We start from the raw sequence: 17,203 nt of genomic DNA on the forward strand, positions 1-17,203 counted from the left end.
GCGGCCCGGTTGAGCGATTCGCTCGACACTACATTATCATAATGACAAATTAACATAGTCAGAACATACGGCGCCTTATGATTGTTTTCTCCTCCTTACAAATTCGTCGCGGCGTACGCGTCCTGCTGGACAACGCTACCGCCACCATCAACCCAGGGCAAAAAGTCGGCCTGGTGGGTAAAAACGGCTGCGGTAAATCCACGCTGCTTTCGCTTTTGAAAAACGAGATTAGCGCCGACGGCGGCTCAATGACCTTCCCCGGCAGCTGGCAGCTGGCCTGGGTTAATCAGGAAACGCCTGCGCTTGCGCAGCCGGCTATTGACTATGTTATTGATGGCGATCGCGAATTCCGCAAGCTGGAGGCGGACCTGCACGAAGCCAACGAACGTAATGACGGCCATGCCATCGCGACGGTCCACGGTAAGCTGGACGCCATCGACGCCTGGACCATCCGCTCGCGTGCGGCCAGCCTGCTCCACGGGCTCGGTTTCAGCAACGAACAGCTTGAAAGACCGGTGAGCGACTTTTCCGGCGGCTGGCGTATGCGTCTCAACCTCGCGCAGGCGCTGATTTGCCGTTCCGATCTGCTGCTGCTTGATGAACCGACGAACCACCTCGATCTCGACGCGGTCATCTGGCTGGAGAAGTGGCTCAAAGGCTACCCGGGGACCCTGATACTGATCTCCCATGATCGCGATTTTCTCGATCCGATCGTCGACAAAATTATCCATATCGAACAGCAAACGATGTTCGAGTACACCGGCAACTACAGCTCATTTGAAGTGCAGCGCGCGACCCGTCTTGCGCAGCAACAGTCGATGTATGAGAGCCAGCAGCTGCGCGTCGCGCATTTGCAGAGCTACATCGACCGTTTTCGCGCTAAAGCCACCAAAGCTAAACAGGCGCAAAGCCGTATCAAAATGCTCGAGCGTATGGAGCTCATCGCCCCTGCCCACGTTGATAACCCGTTTCACTTTAGCTTCCGCGCGCCGGAAAGCCTGCCCAATCCCCTATTGAAAATGGAAAAGGTCAGCGCCGGTTATGGCGAGCGCGTGATTCTCGACTCAATCAAGCTGAATCTGGTTCCCGGTTCGCGCATCGGTCTGCTGGGGCGTAACGGGGCCGGTAAATCGACGCTGATTAAACTGCTGGCCGGCGAGCTACAGCCGCTGCAGGGTGAAATTGGTCTGGCGAAAGGCATCAAGCTTGGCTACTTTGCCCAGCATCAGCTGGAGTTCCTGCGCGCCGACGAATCCCCGCTGCAGCATCTTGCCCGTATTGCGCCGCAGGAGCTGGAGCAGAAGCTGCGCGACTATCTGGGCGGTTTCGGCTTCCAGAGCGATAAAGTCAACGAAGAGACAAAGCGTTTCTCCGGCGGCGAGAAAGCGCGCCTGGTGCTGGCGTTAATCGTCTGGCAGCGGCCTAACCTGCTGCTGCTTGATGAACCCACCAACCACCTCGATCTCGATATGCGCCAGGCGCTAACCGAAGCGCTCATTGATTTTGAAGGCGCGCTGGTGGTGGTTTCGCACGACCGTCATCTGATTCGCTCCACCACCGATGACCTTTATCTGGTGCACGACAGCAAAGTCGAACCTTTCGATGGCGATCTTGAAGACTATCAGCAGTGGCTGAGCGACTCGCAAAAGCAGGAAAGCCAGACATCGGAAGAGCCAAAGGAAAACGGCAACAGCGCCCAGGCGCGTAAAGATCAGAAACGCCGGGAAGCCGAACTGCGTACGCTGACCCAGCCGCTGCGCAAAGAGATCGCCCGACTGGAAAAAGAGATGGAGAAGTTCAACGCGCAGCTGGCGCAGGCGGAAGAGAAGCTGGGCGACAGCGAATTGTACGATCAAAGCCGCAAAGCCGAGCTCACTGCGTGTCTACAGCAGCAGGCCAGCGCGAAGTCCGGGCTGGAAGAGTGTGAAATGGCCTGGCTGGATGCCCAGGAGCAGCTGGAGCAGATGCTGCAGGAAGGCTAGCGGCAATATGCCATACGAGAAGGCGGGCTAACCCGCCTTTTTTCATCCTCCGCACCGTGGCTTAGCGCTGCGCCGCCAGCCGGGCGCGGATCTGCGACAGCGAGACATAGCCGTACAGCTTGCCATCCAGAAAGCGCGTTTTTAACTCACCCTGCTGCTCCTGTTCCAGCGTTTGCCCATCGTACAGCTGCAGTTCCCCCAAGGCGTCGCGTTCCACGCGCAGCAGACCACGCGCCGAACGTTTAAGACCATTATCGGTTTTCGGCTCCTTAAAGAGGGCTCTTCCCTCGCCGTTCACCTCCCCCCAGGTTGCCTTCATCGCGAAGCCGAAGGTATCGCGGGTGTTGTACTGGTAGGTAAATGAACCCACGCCGAACACCACGTTAGCGCTGGCAAAACCTTTCGCTTCCAGGCGACGCAGGATCTCATCCGCTCTGGCGAGAGTAATGGAATCGCCGTAAATCAGGCCGACATGCGGATCCAGCACCTTGTATCCTTTTTCGTTGATAGTACCGCCAAAAATTTCCCACAGAACCTCCACGGAGCCTTTCTCCTCGGCGCTGCGCTCGCTGCGGGTGTCGTCGTCAGCTGCGGTTCCGCACAGAATCGCCACCGGATCGCCGCTGTCCGGACGGAATACCACGCGCCCCTGACGCTGCATAATTATTGCCTGCAGCTCGCGGGTGTATTCGGTCAGCACCTGCCAGTAGTCCCAGGTATCCGAGACGATAGAGACGAAACCCTGCGGGTGGACTTCGGTAATCAGCCGGCGAAAGGTTTCAATTTCCCGCTCGCGCTCGCCCATACACATCACGCTGTGTTCCGTAGCCGGAATGCTGGCACCGATGAGCTCATCTTCACCGCGAGTGTAATAATCACGGGCATACAGCAGCGAAGGCAGGCTATCGGTCCCTTTGAAGCTGGCCAGATGTCCGCAGCCCGACTGCGCAGTGTCGTGCAGTCCGGACATCCCCCGAAACGAAAAGTCGTGACATTGGAAATCAAGGTGCGTCAGATCGCTACAGGTTTTCTCCGCCCAGCGTTCGCAAATCAGGCGATAGTGGTGGGCGATGGTCGCGTTGGTTGACGCTTTCCACAGCTCCGCCGAAAGCACCGTCTCCAGATAGTTCACCAGCCAGAAGAACTCAGGTTGCGTATTGGTGATGGTCAGCACCGGTACTTTCATCGGCACCTTGGTGCCTTCATCCAGCGCTTTGATATGCAGCGGTAAATAGCCAAGCCGATGCAGAGCGCGAATAGGCTCCACCCCAACCGTATCGCGCCCCAGATAGCCGTCCATCACCTGCTTATACTCGTTCACGACCTCCTCTTCCGGGCGGGCGAAAAACGCCTCGTTAAACAGATCGACCAGGAACCACTGCAGAAAGCCCTGCAGGCCGAAAAACACCAGCTTGCCATCGGCCTGCGGCGACTGGAAAAAACGATCGCTGCGCGGGGTAAAGTTAGAGTAAACCTTCGTTGTCCCCTGCGGATACTGCACGCGATGGGAAACTTTATAACCATCAATGGCCAGAATCGGATTTATTTTCATCATGTTATCCCCAATGTGCGCGGTAGATGGCGTCAATATCGATAAGCTCCAGCTGCGGATGAGCCAGGGCAGGAGAAGTCAAAGAGGTGGTGGCGTAAACGGCATCGATGCCGTTATTCAACAGATGCTCTACGCCTTTGGAAAAAATACCGTGGGTGACGTACAGACTCACGCTGCGGGCGCCCGCCTCGCGCAGCACCTGCGCCGAGCCGATAAAGGTGCCGCCAGCGTCGCAGAGGTCGTCAACAATAAGCACCGCTTTCCCCGCGACATTACCGGCCAGCAGGGAAAAACCGGTTAACGCGCCGCTGGCAAGATCACGCTCTTTACCGAGGATCGCGAACTCTCCGGCACCGCAGGCTTTAGCCACAGGATGAATCTTCTTTAGCGCGCCGGCATCCGGCGCCACCAGCATCAGCTCCCCGGCAGCAATAGCCTGACGCAGACCGGCGCTCTGCAGAAGACAGTGCTGTTGAGCCACCGCGACCATATTATTGACTGCCGCCGCTGCGGCATCGCTGTGCGGGTCAAGCACCACGACTTTGTCAAAGCCAAGGGTATTAAGCTGCCGGGCAAAGACCTTCAGCGCGAAGCTGTCTCCCGGCACCATATGACGATCCTGACGCGCCCACGGCAGCCACGGCAGTTCCAGATGGCTAAACGTCACGTCGGTAACATGACGCACGGCCTCCACCAGCTGCGCCAGCAGCATAAAATCGTTCATGTCGCGCAGAGCAACCGCCCGGATGCGCATCAGACGGGCGGAAGGCGGTAGTGGATCGGTCACCTTCAGCCACACAGCGCCATCGGGAAAGACGCCGCTGGCAAGCGTAAACGCCTCATCATCCAGTTCCAGGGTAAATTTTTCGCTCATGATGACCTCCGCTCATTAAATTGTGTCCCTAAGACACAATCAATAATGTCCCTAAGACACATACTCTGCAAGCGTTAAATGTCATTTAAGCGGAGATGTTAATTAAGCAGTTGAAAAACAATAATAAAAATGTAGGCTTGCTGCTCAGGAAGGGGCTGGTACACTTGTCAGCGTTCTTTTCCGCTGCGAGCGCTCTATGACCAACGATGCCGAATACCTCAGCCAATACGATGCCAGCCGCTTTCCCTCGCCGCTGGTGACCGTCGATAGCGTCCTGTTTACCCTGCATGAAGGGGCGCTGTGCGTTCTGCTGGTTGAGCGCGCTAATCCACCGCAACAGGGGGCGTGGGGGCTACCCGGCGGCTTTATCGATCTGGCGCACGATGATTCAACCCGCGCCACGGCGCTACGTAAGCTCACGGAAAAAACCGGGATTTCACCGTCATGGCTGGAGCAGCTCGACACCTTCTCCGGGCCGGATCGCGATCCGCGCGGCTGGAGCCTGACTATCGCCTGGTTTGCGTTAATCTCGTGGGTAGAGTGTCAGCCGCATATCGCCAGCGTCAGCGATGCCCGCTGGGTGCCGGTGGCGCAGCTGGATTGCTATTCGCTGGCTTTCGATCATCAAAAGATTATCGACGCCGGTCTGCATCGCTTACGCCAAAAAACGATGTACTCTTTACTGCCGGTTTACTGTCTGCCGGAGACCTTTACCCATGGTCAGCTGCTGGAAGCCACGGAAATCATCCTTGGTCAGCCGATTCAACGCAAAAGCCTGATTCGCCGCTTCGAAGCCTCCGGAATGTTTGAAGAGACCGGTGAAACAGCGGCAACCGGCGCGCGGAAAGCGCGGCTATGGCGGCGTAAACCCGGCGTCGATTTTCATCTCTTTTCACGTAACCTGCTGACCGATTAGCCGCAAGGCCACATATGGGCTAACCTGCGCACTTCATGCGCGGTATAGTATGTTATAAAGATTATTTATTGCTCTGGTGCTATGGTTGATATCACTCCTACAGAAATGACGCCCCCTGAAGACGACTCGCAGCAGTTTCATCCGATGCGCGGCGTAGGCAATCGTCATTTGCAAACCATGTTGCCGCGGCTAATCCGTCGCAAACTCCGCTTTACTCCCCACTGGCAGCGTCTGGAATTGCCAGACGGCGATTTTGTCGATCTGGCATGGAGTGAAGACCCTTCTCAGGCGCGCCATAAACCTCGTCTGGTGGTATTTCATGGCCTAGAGGGGAGCCTACACAGCCCTTACGCACACGGACTTATCCATGCGGCAATGCAGCGCGGCTGGCTGGGCGTGGTGATGCACTTTCGCGGCTGTAGCGGCGAACCCAACCGGAATAACCGCATCTACCACTCGGGCGAAACGGAAGACGGCTCCTGGTTTCTGCGCTGGCTCCAGCGCGAGTACGGCACGGTTCCCACCGCCGCGGTGGGATATTCGCTCGGGGGCAATATGCTGGGCTGCCTGCTGGCAAAAGAAGGCGACGCTATCCCCGTTGATGCCGCGGTTATCGTCTCGGCGCCGTTTATGCTGGAAGCCTGTAGCTATCATATGGACAAAGGTTTCTCCCGCGTTTATCAGCGCTATCTGCTCAACCTGCTGAAAGCCAACGCCGCGCGTAAGCTAAAAGCCTATCCCGGCTCTCTGCCCGTCGATTTACGCCAGCTAAAAAGCATGCGCCGTATCCGCGAGTTTGACGATTGCATTACGGCCAGGATCCACGGTTTTGCCGATGCGCTGGACTACTATCGCCAGTGTAGCGCCATGCCGCGCCTGAGCGATATCACTAAGCCCACGCTGATTATTCACGCGAAGGACGATCCCTTTATGGATCACCACTCGATTCCCCCGCAGGAGCAGCTGCCGGCGAATGTCGAATATCAGCTCACGGAGCACGGCGGGCACGTTGGCTTCGTCGGCGGCACGCTGCGTAAGCCTGAAATGTGGCTTGAAAAACGCATCCCGGATTGGCTAACCCGTTGGCTAGGAGCGCAAATATGATCATTCCCTGGCAAGATCTCGATCCCGAAACGCTGGATAACCTGATCGAAAGTTTTGTATTACGTGAAGGCACCGATTATGGTGAACATGAACGTTCGCTGACGGATAAAGTCGCGGATGTTAAACAACAGTTGAAAAGCGGAGAAGCCGTGCTGGTGTGGTCAGAACTGCACGAAACGGTGAACATCATGCCCCGCAAGCAGTTTCACGGCTAAGGCGGCACACACTATCGTTTACTCTGGGAGTTGTTATGTCTGCCAAACATCCGGTGATTGCCGTCACGGGCTCCAGCGGCGCGGGAACCACGACCACCAGCCTCGCCTTTCGCAAAATTTTCGCCCAGCTTAATCTGCACGCCGCCGAAGTTGAAGGCGATAGTTTTCACCGCTATACCCGTCCGGAAATGGACATGGCGATCCGTAAAGCGCGCGATCAGGGCAAACATATCAGCTACTTTGGCCCCGAGGCTAACGACTTCGGCCTGCTGGAACACACGTTCTCCGAATATGGGCAAAGCGGCAAAGGCCAGTCGCGCAAATATTTACATACCTATGACGAGGCCGTGCCGTGGAATCAGGTTCCGGGGACCTTCACGCCCTGGCAGCCGCTGCCGGAACCGACTGACGTCCTGTTTTATGAAGGCCTGCACGGCGGCGTTGTGACGCCGCAGCATAACGTAGCAAACCATGTCGACCTGCTGGTCGGCGTGGTGCCCATCGTCAATCTTGAGTGGATCCAGAAGCTTATCCGCGACACCAGCGAGCGCGGACACTCTCGTGAGGCGGTCATGGATTCCGTGGTCCGCTCGATGGAAGATTACATCAACTTTATCACCCCGCAGTTTTCACGCACCCACCTCAACTTTCAGCGCGTACCGACGGTGGATACGTCCAACCCGTTTGCGGCCAAAGCCATTCCTTCACTGGATGAAAGCTTTGTCGTTATCCATTTCCGTAATCTAAAAAATATCGATTTCCCCTGGCTACTGGCGATGCTGCAGGGCTCGTTTATTTCGCATATGAATACTCTGGTGGTACCGGGCGGGAAAATGGGGCTGGCGATGGAACTGATTATGGCGCCGCTGGTTGAGCGGCTGATGGAAGGCAGGAAAATCAGCGAGTAGCCAGAACCCCGGAGGCGCGATTGCCGGCCGGGGCGCGTTCGGCTTACCCTTCGATCACTTCATAAGAGTGGGTAATGTTTACCGCTTTCTCAAGCATCAGCGCGACGGAACAATACTTTTCCGCCGACAGGTCGACCGCGCGAGACACGGCAGCGTCCTTCAGTTCTTTACCGGTCACGATAAAATGCAGATTGATATGGGTAAACAGACGCGGCGCCTCTTCGCGGCGCTCCGAGGTCAGCTTAACTTCGCAGTTGGTGACGTTCTGGCGGCCCTTCTGCAATATGGAAACCACATCAATCGCGCTGCATCCGCCTGCCGCCATCAGTACCATTTCCATTGGGCTGGGCGCTTTATCCCCGGAATTGCCGTCCATCAGAATCTGGTGGCCAGAAGCCGACTCACCGATGAAGGTTAACCCTTCAACCCACTTCACTCGCGCTTGCATAAATTTAACTCCAGGGCTGTAATTTTCCTGACAGATTACGCGTACATAACAATTCTCGCAACGGAAGGCGACCTGGGTCATGCTGAAGCGAGACACCAGGAGACATGCGGCGAAAGCTATGCTAAAACAATCTGGATGCTACAGTAATACATTGATGTACTGCATGTATGCAGAGGAGTTCACATTACAGGCTGCAGAAAACTTTCAGCCGGATTCCCAGGTATAGGGATTCAATACGATTGCATGCCCGGATGCCGTGTAGTGTCGGCACCCGGAGATAGCTTATAACAGAGGATAACCGCGCATGGTGCTTGGCAAACCGCAAACAGACCCTACCCTTGAATGGTTCTTGTCTCATTGCCACATTCATAAGTACCCATCAAAGAGCACGCTGATCCACCAGGGTGAGAAAGCAGAAACGTTGTACTACATCGTTAAAGGCTCCGTGGCTGTACTCATCAAGGATGAAGAAGGTAAAGAGATGATCCTCTCTTACCTTAATCAGGGCGATTTCATCGGTGAATTAGGCTTGTTTGAAGAAGGCCAGGAGCGTAGCGCTTGGGTACGTGCGAAAACCGCATGTGAAGTGGCCGAAATCTCCTACAAAAAGTTCCGTCAGCTGATCCAGGTTAACCCGGACATCCTGATGCGTCTCTCTTCGCAGATGGCTCGTCGTCTGCAGGTCACGTCTGAGAAAGTCGGCAACCTCGCCTTCCTTGACGTTACCGGTCGTATCGCTCAGACGCTGCTGAACCTGGCTAAACAGCCGGATGCGATGACCCACCCGGACGGTATGCAAATTAAAATTACCCGCCAGGAAATTGGTCAGATCGTCGGATGCTCCCGCGAGACCGTTGGCCGCATCCTGAAAATGCTGGAAGATCAAAACCTGATCTCCGCGCACGGTAAAACTATCGTCGTCTACGGTACCCGTTAAGTCGGTAAAACGGCGTATTGCCTAACAATACGCCGTTTTTGTTTTCCCCTCATGTGGCGCAGGCTGATTTACCACCCGGAAGTCAACTATGCACTGCGGCAAACGCTGGTGTTGTGTCTGCCGGTTGCGATTGGGCTTCTGCTCGGTCATCTCCAGCAGGGGCTGCTGTTTTCTCTAGTTCCCGCCTGCTGCAACGTTGCCGGGCTGGATACGCCGCATAAACGCTTCTTTAAACGCCTGATTATCGGCGGCAGCCTGTTTGCCGGCTGTAGCCTGATCGTTCAGCTCCTTCTGCAGCGAGACATCCCTTTGCCGCTGATCCTCACGGGTCTGGCGCTCATCCTCGGCGTCACCGCCGAAATCAGCTCCCTGCACGCTCGGCTGCTGCCCGCCTCGCTTATCGCGGCTATTTTTACCCTCAGTCTCGCTGGCAATATGCCGATCTGGGAGCCGCTGTTAATCTACGCCATGGGCACCTTATGGTATGGCGTGTTTAACTGGTTCTGGTTTTGGCTGTGGCGCGAACAGCCGCTGCGCGAATCATTAAGCCTGCTCTACCGGGAGCTGGCCAACTACTGCGAGGCCAAATACAGTCTGCTTACCCAGCATACGGACCCCGCCACATCGCTGCCGCCGCTGCTCAACCGCCAGCAGAAGGTGGTGGATCTGATTACCCAGTGCTATCAGCAGATGCATATGCTGGCGGCTAACCAGCGCAGCGATCACAAACGCCTGCTGCGCGCTTTCCAGGTTGGACTGGACCTTCAGGAACATATTTCCGTCAGTCTTCATCAGCCGGAAGAGGTGCAGAAACTGGTGGAGCGCAGCCACGCGGAAGCGGTGATTCGCTGGAACGCGCAAACCGTTGCCGCCCGCCTGCGGGAGCTGGCGGACGATCTCCTCTACCACCGTTATCCTCAGCGCTTTCAGATGGATAAACAGATCGGCGCGCTGGAAAAAATCGCCTGGCAGCATCCGGATAATCCGGTTGGCCAGTTCTGCGCCTGGCACTTCAGCCGCATTGCCAGGGTTCTGCGCACCCAGCGCCCGCTATACGCGCGTAACCTGATGGCGGATAAAACCCGCCGCCTGCCGCTGCTGCCCGCGTTGAAAAACTATCTGTCGCTTAAGTCGCCGGCGTTACGAAACGCGGCGCGTATCAGCGTGATGCTGAGCGTCGCCAGCCTGATGGGCAGCGCGCTGCATCTGCCTAAGCCCTACTGGATCCTGATGACCGTGCTGTTCGTGACGCAAAACGGCTACGGCGCAACCCGGGTACGTATCGTCCATCGGGCTGCCGGAACCATTGCGGGACTGGTCATTGCCGGGCTCACGCTGCACTTTCACGTTCCTGAAGGCTATACGCTGACCGCGATGCTGTTCATCACGCTGTTAAGCTATCTGATTATCCGCAAGCACTACGGCTGGGCGATGGTCGGGTTTACGGTGACGGCGGTGTACACTCTGCAGCTGCTCACCCTGAACGGCGAGCAGTTTATCATCGCCAGACTGATTGATACGCTGATTGGCTGTCTGATCGCCTTCGGCGGAATGGTCTGGCTATGGCCACAGTGGCAAAGCGGGCTGCTGCGCAAAAATGCCCACGATGCGCTGGAAGCCGATCAGGAAGCGATCAGGCTGATCCTCAGCGACGATCATCAGGCCCCGGCGCTGGCCTACCAGCGCATGCGCGTTAATCAGGCGCATAACGCGCTGTTTAACTCGCTGAATCAGGCGATGCAGGAACCCGGCTTTAACTCGCACTATCTGGAAGACATGAAGCTGTGGGTGACCCACAGCCAGTTTATTGTCGAGCATATTAACGCGATGACCACTCTGGCGCGCGAGCACAATATGCTGACGCCGGATCTGGCGCAGCGTTATCTGGAATCCTGCGAGATTGCGCTCCAGCGCTGCCAGCAGCGGCTGGATTCCGACGGGCCGGGCAGCGCGGGGGATGTGAACATTATGGAGGCGCAGGATGCGGAGGTTCCTCGCGGCCCGCTCAGTACGATGGAGCAGCATTTGCAGCGCATCCTCGGGCATCTGAACACCATGCACACCATTTCATCGGTGGCATGGCGTCAGCGTCCGCATCATGGCATCTGGCTGCGCGCCACTAAGCGCTAAGCACCCGCTCAACCGCCAGGGCAAAGCGCGCCATGCCTTCAGCAATATCGCTATCATCAATCACCAGCGACGGTACGAAGCGCATCACGTCCGGTCCGGCATTGAGCACCATGACGCCCGCCTCTGCGGCGGCGTAGAGGAAATTGCGCGCCTTCCCGTGATACTGCGGCTTCAGCTCGGCGCCGATAAGCAGACCCATGCCGCGAATATCGCTGAACAGATCGAACCGCGCGTCAATGCGCTGAAGGTGCTCAACAAACAGCTCGCGCTTCGCGGTGACGCCGTCCAGCACTTCCGGCGTGTTAATCAGATCGAAGGCCGCTCCGCCGACCGCGCAGGCCAGGGGGTTACCGCCGTAGGTTGAGCCGTGAGAACCGGCGTGGAAAGCGCTGGCGATATCATGGGTGGTCAGCATCGCGCTGATAGGGAAGCCGCCGCCAAGCGCCTTGGCGCTGGTCAGAATATCCGGCGTCACGCCGTAGTGCATATAGGCAAACAGCGAGCCTGTACGCCCCATACCGCACTGTACTTCATCAAACACCAGCAGTGCCTGGTGCTGGTCGCAGAGATCGCGCAATCCTTGCAGGAATTCCGGCGTCGCCGCCGTCACTCCGCCTTCACCCTGAATCGGCTCGACCACCACCGCGCAGGTATGATCGTCCATCACGGCTTTCACCGCGTGTAAATCGTTAAACGGCACGTGAACGATATCGGCCGGTTTCGGCCCAAACCCGTCGGAATATTTCGGCTGACCGCCGACCGAGACGGTGAAAAGCGAGCGACCGTGAAACGCATTATGGAAAGCGATGATTTTGGTTTTGTACGGGCTATGGCGGGTCACGGTGTAATGGCGAGCCAGCTTGAAAGCCGTTTCGTTAGCTTCCGTACCGGAGTTCATAAACACGACGCGATCGGCAAAAGTCGCATCCACCAGCTTCCGCCCGAGTCGCAGGGCCGGTTCGTTGGTAAAAACGTTGCTGGTATGCCACAGCTTTTCACCCTGCTCATGCAGTGCCGCCACCAGCGCCGGATGGCAATGACCGAGCGCGGTCACGGCAATCCCACCGGCGAAATCAACGTACTCTTTACCCTGCTGATCCCATACCCGGCTTCCCTTACCCTTCACCGGAATAAATTCTGCCGGTGCATAAATCGGCAAAATGACCTCATCGAATGTAGCGCGGGTGATTGCCGGTTGTTCAGTTGCCATGTGGTGCCCATCCTTTACGTTATGCAGCAATGATTATGATAATCTAATCACAAAATATGCATAAAAAATCAACTCATGGCAACTACAAATCACCGATTGAGGAAGTTTGCCAGCAGCTGGTGGCCCTGCTCGCTGAGAATACTCTCCGGATGAAACTGCACGCCCTCGAGATCGAACACGCGGTGGCGAATGCCCATGATCTCTCCCTCTTCGCTGCGGGCGGTCACCTCAAAGCATTCAGGCAGCGTTAGCGGATCAATGAGCAGGGAGTGGTAGCGGGTCACCGTAAGCGGGTTATTCAGTCCAAGGAACACCCCTTGGCCGGTATGGCTGACGGGGGACGTTTTCCCGTGCATGACTTTGGCGGCTCGTACGATAGCGGCGCCGAAAACCTGGGCGATGGCCTGATGGCCGAGGCAAACGCCTAAGATCGGCGTTTGGCCGGAAAAATGGCGGATCGCCGCCAGTGAAATCCCCGACTCATCCGGCGTACAGGGGCCCGGCGAGATAACGATTTTCGCTGGCGCCAGGGAAATAATGTCCGCTAACGTCAGCTCGTCGTTACGCCTGACCAGCACTTCCGCCCCAAGTTCGCAGAAATACTGGTACAAATTCCAGGTGAAAGAATCGTAGTTATCGATAAGCAGGATCATAGCGGCTCCGGGAACAAAGAACCGCGCTATTCTACTCAGTTTCCGTCGCTTCGCTTACCACTTTGCGAAATATCGTCCGCAGTGGAGAAAGGTCGCCCATCGCTCCGCTCTGGTTGGCCTGGTTCCACGCATCGACCGCAATATCGCGCCAATCCAGCGTATAGCCCGCATGAATAGCCAGCTGCTCAAAGAAAATGCGTTGCGCCATGCCGTTACCGAGACGGAAAGGATGCAGGACGTTAATTTCGCAGTAGTAATGAGCAAGACGTTCAATGAATTTATCCTGCGCGAGACCCACCAGATAACCTTCCTCTTCAAGATCCTGAAGCAGCGCGTTCCCCTCTTTTTCGATATAGGCAAAATGGCAGAAACGGGTGTCGCCCTGATAGATATCAACTTCACGCAGCTGCCCTGCCCAGTCGAAGACATCCTGATAGAGCTGGCGATGAATAGCGCAGAGATGAGGCAATCCCCGCACCAACGGCCCGAGTTCAATGGTTGCCGCGCGTAATGCGGTCAGCTCCCACGCCGCCTGCTCAAGTCGCTGAGCCTGGCGAATTCCCAGGCGGTTGCGCATCACCTTAAGACCGGGGTAGAGATAGGGGTCCCGCCCCTCGCCGAATTTATCGCTCATAGTGGCTCCTTAACGCCGCAATGCGCGCCAGGACTTCTTCGGGGGTAAGGGTTATCAGCGGAACATCGACGCCCTCCAGCCGTCGGCTGGCCTGAAAATTCACGTTACGTCGATCCTCCCAGAGACGGGACTTCTGTTTTTCGGTGAGCTTTTTCATTTAACACCTCCCTGACGCGTCCGCAGTTGCCACAAGTATAAGCGGCAAAAAACGATTTCGCAGGGAAGCGGGGGCTGCGCGGGTACGGGTTACCCGCGCAAAATAAAATTACGGCAGAACTTTTGCGGAAAGGATCACGATAGGTTTGGACGGTACATTCTGATACGGCCCAACGTTATGGGTCGGCACCTGAGAAATCTTATCCGCCACGTCCATACCTTTAACGACTTTACCAAACACCGCATAGCCAAAATCACGCTGGCCATGATCGAGGAAGGCGTTATCCGCAATATTGATAAAGAACTGGCTGGTGGCGCTGTCCTGATCGGCGGTACGCGCCATGGCGATGGTGCCACGCGTATTGCGCAGGCCGTTGTCGGCTTCGTTTTTAATCGGTGGATTAGGCTGTTTCTGCTGCATCTGCTCGTTAAAGCCGCCGCCCTGCACCATAAAGCCCGGGATCACCCGGTGAAAAGTGGTGTTGTTATAAAAGCCGCTGTTCACGTACTTGAGGAAGTTATCCACCGAGATGGGTGCTTTCTGGCTATTCAGCTCAAGCTCAATATTGCCCGCAGACGTGGTCAGCAACACATGGGGATCCCCTTTTGCCGCCATGGCCGGGGAGAATGCTGAAATGGCGAAAACGGCAGCCACCGCCGCGAGAGTTGATTTGAGCATGGAAATTCCTTAACGGAGCAGAATAAAAACCGAGTGCTTTGATTCTAAAGAGCCTTTGCATCCTGGGCCAGCCTTTTACCTAATTTTACTTAGCTGAAACAGTTGTAACGGTGGGCCTGGCGATCGGCCAAATAGATAAATGTGATATGAGTCACACTAAGAATTGCAAAAAGATATAAATTTCAGAATAAACGTTTGCTTGAATCACGCTAACGCATAAAATCTGTCCGCCCGGCGCAGAGTCAACGCGCTTTACATTTCTATTCACAGGCCAGTCATGACTAACAGCAATCGTATCAAGCTCACATGGATCAGCTTCTTCTCCTACGCCCTGACCGGCGCGTTGGTGATTGTCACCGGGATGGTGATGGGAAATATCGCAGATTATTTTCATCTGCCCGTTTCCAGTATGAGCAACACCTTTACTTTCCTTAATGCCGGTATCCTGATCTCTATCTTCCTGAACGCCTGGCTGATGGAAATTGTTCCGCTGAAAACCCAGCTGCGTTTTGGCTTTATCCTGATGGTTCTGGCCGTCGCGGGTTTAATGTTCAGCCACAGCCTGGCGCTGTTTTCCGCTTCGATGTTCGTGCTTGGCCTGGTCAGCGGGATTACCATGTCGATTGGTACCTTCCTGATCACCCATATGTATGAAGGCCGTCAGCGCGGAGCGCGTCTGCTGTTCACCGACTCCTTCTTCAGCATGGCGGGGATGATCTTCCCGATGCTGGCCGCTTATCTGCTGGCGCGCAGCATCGAATGGTACTGGGTTTATGCCTGCATCGGCCTGGTCTACGTCGCTATTTTCATTCTGACCTTCGGCTGCGAATTCCCGGTATTGGGCAAAAAAGCCCTGCAGGATAGCCAACCGGTAGTGAAAGAGAAATGGGGTATCGGCGTGCTGTTCCTCTCCATCGCTGCGCTATGCTACATCCTCGGTCAGCTGGGCTTCATCTCCTGGGTGCCGGAATACGCCAAAGGCCTGGGCATGAGTCTTGGCGACGCGGGTAAACTGGTGAGCGATTTCTGGATGTCGTACATGATCGGCATGTGGTCTTTCAGCTTCATCCTGCGCTTCTTCGACCTGCAGCGTATTCTGACCGTGCTGGCGGGCGTAGCGACGGTACTGATGTATCTGTTTATCAACGGTTCGCCGGAGCATATGCCATGGTTTATTCTGACCCTCGGCTTCTTCTCCAGCGCCATCTATACGTCGATCATTACCCTGGGTTCACAGCAAACCCGAGTGTCGTCGCCGAAGCTGGTGAACTTCATTCTGACCTGCGGCACCGTGGGTACTATGCTGACTTTCGTCGTGACCGGCCCTATCGTTGCCGCCAGCGGTCCGCTGGCAGCGCTGCATACCGCTAACGGCCTCTATGCCGTGGTGTTTGTGATGTGTCTGATCCTCGGCTTCGTCTCCCGCCACCGTCAGAACAACGCGGCAGCGGAATCGCACTAAGCCTCAGGCCCCTTTGTTCCGGCAAAGGGGCTATTTCGGGTAAAGAACAGCTCCTCCCCGCCCCGATCCATCTGAACCCAGGTTTGCGCCAGCTGCGTGGTGGCAATGACTCTCCCCTGGCGGATTGACCAACGCACCGGAACCTGACAACGCACGGCCTCAAACCCGTTTTCCGCGGGCAGAATCACCAGATTCGCCGTGTTCCCCGTCGCAATACCGTAATCGCTCAGGCCAAACGTGCGCGCGCTATTTTCCGTGACCAGCTTCAGTCCCTCGTTAATCTGCTGATAGCCCATCATCTGGCAAACGTGCAGACCCATGTGCAGCACCTGCAGCATATTGCCGGTCCCCAGTGGATACCAGGGGTCAAATACATCGTCATGGCCAAAGCAGACGTTAATGCCCGCCGCCATCAGCTCCTTCACGCGCGTGATACCGCGACGCTTCGGATAGTCGTCAAAGCGTCCCTGGAGGTGAATATTGACCAGCGGGTTAGCGACGAAGTTAATGCCGGAGAGCTTCAGCAAACGAAAAAGACGTGACGTATAGGCGCCATTGTAGGAGTGCATCGCGGTGGTATGGCTGGCGGTCACTTGCGGACCTATCCCCTCTTTTAACGCCAGGGCCGCCACGGTTTCAACGAACCGCGACTGTTCATCATCAATTTCATCGCAGTGGATATCCAGAGGCCGCTGATACTTTTTCGCCAGACGGAAAGCAATGTGCAGGGATTCCACGCCATATTCGCGCGTAAATTCAAAATGCGGAATCGCGCCCACCACGTCGGCACCCAGACGCAGCGCCTCTTCCAGCAGGCCCTCACCATTGGGGTAGGATAAAATGCCCTCCTGGGGGAAGGCGACAATCTGCAGCTCTACCCACGGCGCGACCTCCTGCTTTACCTCGAGCATGGCTTTGAGCGCGGTCAGCGTCGGATCGGAAACATCAACGTGGGTACGAACAAACTGGATGCCGTTGGCGATCTGCCACTTCAGCGTCTTCCACGCGCGGGCTTTAACGTCCTCATGGCTCAATAAAGCCTTACGCTCCGCCCAACGCTCAATCCCTTCAAACAGCGTCCCGGACTGGTTCCAGTTCGGCTCTCCGGCGGTTTGGGTCGTATCAAGGTGGATATGCGGCTCAATAAAAGGGGGGATGGCCAGTCCGCCGCGGGCGTTCAGCACTTCAAAATTCTCTTTGCGCGCCTCCCCCATAGGGGTGATATCCCCGAAGCGCCCCTTGTCTATCGCTATCTGCCATAACCCTTCGCGATCGGGCAGACGAACGTTCTCAATTAACCAAAGCGGCGCTGCTGTCATATCGATGACTCCCGTAATTGTTGC

The 17,203-nt window shown here is 56.2% G+C and carries 17 protein-coding genes; 8 read left to right on the forward strand and 9 right to left on the reverse strand.

What is annotated here, in order from left to right:
• Positions 1–77: 77 nt before the first annotated feature.
• On the forward strand, positions 78–1,982 hold the full coding sequence (locus tag CDA56_RS12865) for an ABC transporter ATP-binding protein (RefSeq protein WP_004854860.1): 1,905 nt from the start codon (positions 78–80) through the stop codon (positions 1,980–1,982).
• 61 nt (positions 1,983–2,043) lie between these two features.
• Here CDA56_RS12865 and CDA56_RS12870 read toward each other — a convergent pair whose 3' ends face one another.
• Together CDA56_RS12870 and prs are read right to left on the reverse strand one after the other, a co-directional pair.
• Complete coding sequence (locus tag CDA56_RS12870; protein ID WP_049084405.1) at positions 2,044–3,534, reverse strand: nicotinate phosphoribosyltransferase; 1,491 nt, start codon at positions 3,532–3,534, stop codon at positions 2,044–2,046.
• 4 nt (positions 3,535–3,538) lie between these two features.
• Positions 3,539–4,408, reverse strand: coding sequence for a ribose-phosphate diphosphokinase (gene prs / locus CDA56_RS12875; RefSeq protein ID WP_025107832.1), 870 nt, complete (start codon positions 4,406–4,408; stop codon positions 3,539–3,541).
• Positions 4,409–4,604: 196 nt separating this feature from the next.
• Here prs and CDA56_RS12880 point away from each other — a divergent pair, with 196 nt between their 5' ends.
• From CDA56_RS12880 to CDA56_RS12895, 4 genes are all read left to right on the forward strand, one after another.
• On the forward strand, positions 4,605–5,324 hold the full coding sequence (locus CDA56_RS12880) for an NUDIX hydrolase (protein ID WP_032693738.1): 720 nt from the start codon (positions 4,605–4,607) through the stop codon (positions 5,322–5,324).
• Between the two features lie 144 nt (positions 5,325–5,468).
• Entirely contained in the window at positions 5,469–6,428 is a 960-nt protein-coding gene (locus tag CDA56_RS12885) for a hydrolase (protein ID WP_231719137.1), read from the forward strand.
• The gene (locus CDA56_RS12890; RefSeq protein WP_004125965.1) at positions 6,425–6,643 is read left to right on the forward strand and encodes a YheU family protein; all 219 of its coding nucleotides are present in this window, start codon (positions 6,425–6,427) and stop codon (positions 6,641–6,643) included. The genes CDA56_RS12885 and CDA56_RS12890 overlap by 4 nt, the downstream gene beginning before the upstream one ends.
• A gap of 35 nt (positions 6,644–6,678) precedes the next feature.
• Positions 6,679–7,551 (forward strand): phosphoribulokinase, encoded by an 873-nt coding sequence (locus CDA56_RS12895; RefSeq protein WP_102803169.1) that lies wholly within the window; start codon positions 6,679–6,681, stop codon positions 7,549–7,551.
• Between the two features lie 43 nt (positions 7,552–7,594).
• Here the strand turns inward: CDA56_RS12895 and CDA56_RS12900 are convergent, their stop codons facing one another.
• The gene (locus tag CDA56_RS12900; RefSeq protein WP_004854875.1) at positions 7,595–7,999 is read right to left on the reverse strand and encodes an OsmC family protein; all 405 of its coding nucleotides are present in this window, start codon (positions 7,997–7,999) and stop codon (positions 7,595–7,597) included.
• Between the two features lie 304 nt (positions 8,000–8,303).
• Between CDA56_RS12900 and crp the strand changes: the two genes are divergently transcribed.
• Together crp and CDA56_RS12915 are read left to right on the forward strand one after the other, a co-directional pair.
• Positions 8,304–8,936 (forward strand): cAMP-activated global transcriptional regulator CRP, encoded by a 633-nt coding sequence (gene crp / locus CDA56_RS12910; protein WP_000242758.1) that lies wholly within the window; start codon positions 8,304–8,306, stop codon positions 8,934–8,936.
• A 51-nt stretch (positions 8,937–8,987) separates the two neighbouring features.
• Positions 8,988–11,066: a YccS/YhfK family putative transporter gene (locus CDA56_RS12915; RefSeq protein ID WP_014839675.1), complete on the forward strand. Its 2,079-nt coding sequence runs from the start codon at positions 8,988–8,990 to the stop codon at positions 11,064–11,066.
• Here CDA56_RS12915 and argD read toward each other — a convergent pair.
• From argD to ppiA, 5 genes are all read right to left on the reverse strand, one after another.
• Entirely contained in the window at positions 11,056–12,276 is a 1,221-nt protein-coding gene (gene argD, locus CDA56_RS12920) for a bifunctional acetylornithine/succinyldiaminopimelate transaminase (RefSeq protein WP_025107834.1), read from the reverse strand. The genes CDA56_RS12915 and argD overlap by 11 nt on opposite strands.
• Before the next feature lie 89 nt (positions 12,277–12,365).
• The gene (gene pabA / locus CDA56_RS12925; protein ID WP_014227049.1) at positions 12,366–12,929 is read right to left on the reverse strand and encodes an aminodeoxychorismate synthase component 2; all 564 of its coding nucleotides are present in this window, start codon (positions 12,927–12,929) and stop codon (positions 12,366–12,368) included.
• Positions 12,930–12,960: 31 nt separating this feature from the next.
• Positions 12,961–13,563, reverse strand: coding sequence for a putative adenosine monophosphate-protein transferase Fic (locus CDA56_RS12930; RefSeq protein ID WP_009654847.1), 603 nt, complete (start codon positions 13,561–13,563; stop codon positions 12,961–12,963).
• Positions 13,553–13,720: a YhfG family protein gene (locus CDA56_RS12935; protein ID WP_102803170.1), complete on the reverse strand. Its 168-nt coding sequence runs from the start codon at positions 13,718–13,720 to the stop codon at positions 13,553–13,555. Before CDA56_RS12935 ends, CDA56_RS12930 begins: the two co-directional genes overlap by 11 nt.
• A 108-nt stretch (positions 13,721–13,828) precedes the next feature.
• A complete protein-coding gene (gene ppiA / locus CDA56_RS12940) occupies positions 13,829–14,398 on the reverse strand; it encodes a peptidylprolyl isomerase A (RefSeq protein WP_004854889.1) in 570 nt (189 codons plus the stop codon).
• 277 nt (positions 14,399–14,675) lie between these two features.
• Between ppiA and tsgA the strand changes: the two genes are divergently transcribed.
• On the forward strand, positions 14,676–15,860 hold the full coding sequence (gene tsgA / locus CDA56_RS12945; protein WP_004854892.1) for an MFS transporter TsgA: 1,185 nt from the start codon (positions 14,676–14,678) through the stop codon (positions 15,858–15,860).
• On the opposite strand, the gene CDA56_RS12950 is transcribed toward tsgA, so the two are convergent.
• Positions 15,857–17,179, reverse strand: a complete 1,323-nt coding sequence (locus CDA56_RS12950) for a cytosine deaminase (RefSeq protein WP_102803171.1) — start codon at positions 17,177–17,179, stop codon at positions 15,857–15,859. The two genes, tsgA and CDA56_RS12950, sit on opposite strands and share 4 nt — an antisense overlap.
• Positions 17,180–17,203 lie beyond the last annotated feature (24 nt).

The organism is Klebsiella michiganensis (assembly GCF_002925905.1).
Taxonomy (GTDB): Bacteria; Pseudomonadota; Gammaproteobacteria; order Enterobacterales; family Enterobacteriaceae; genus Klebsiella; species Klebsiella michiganensis.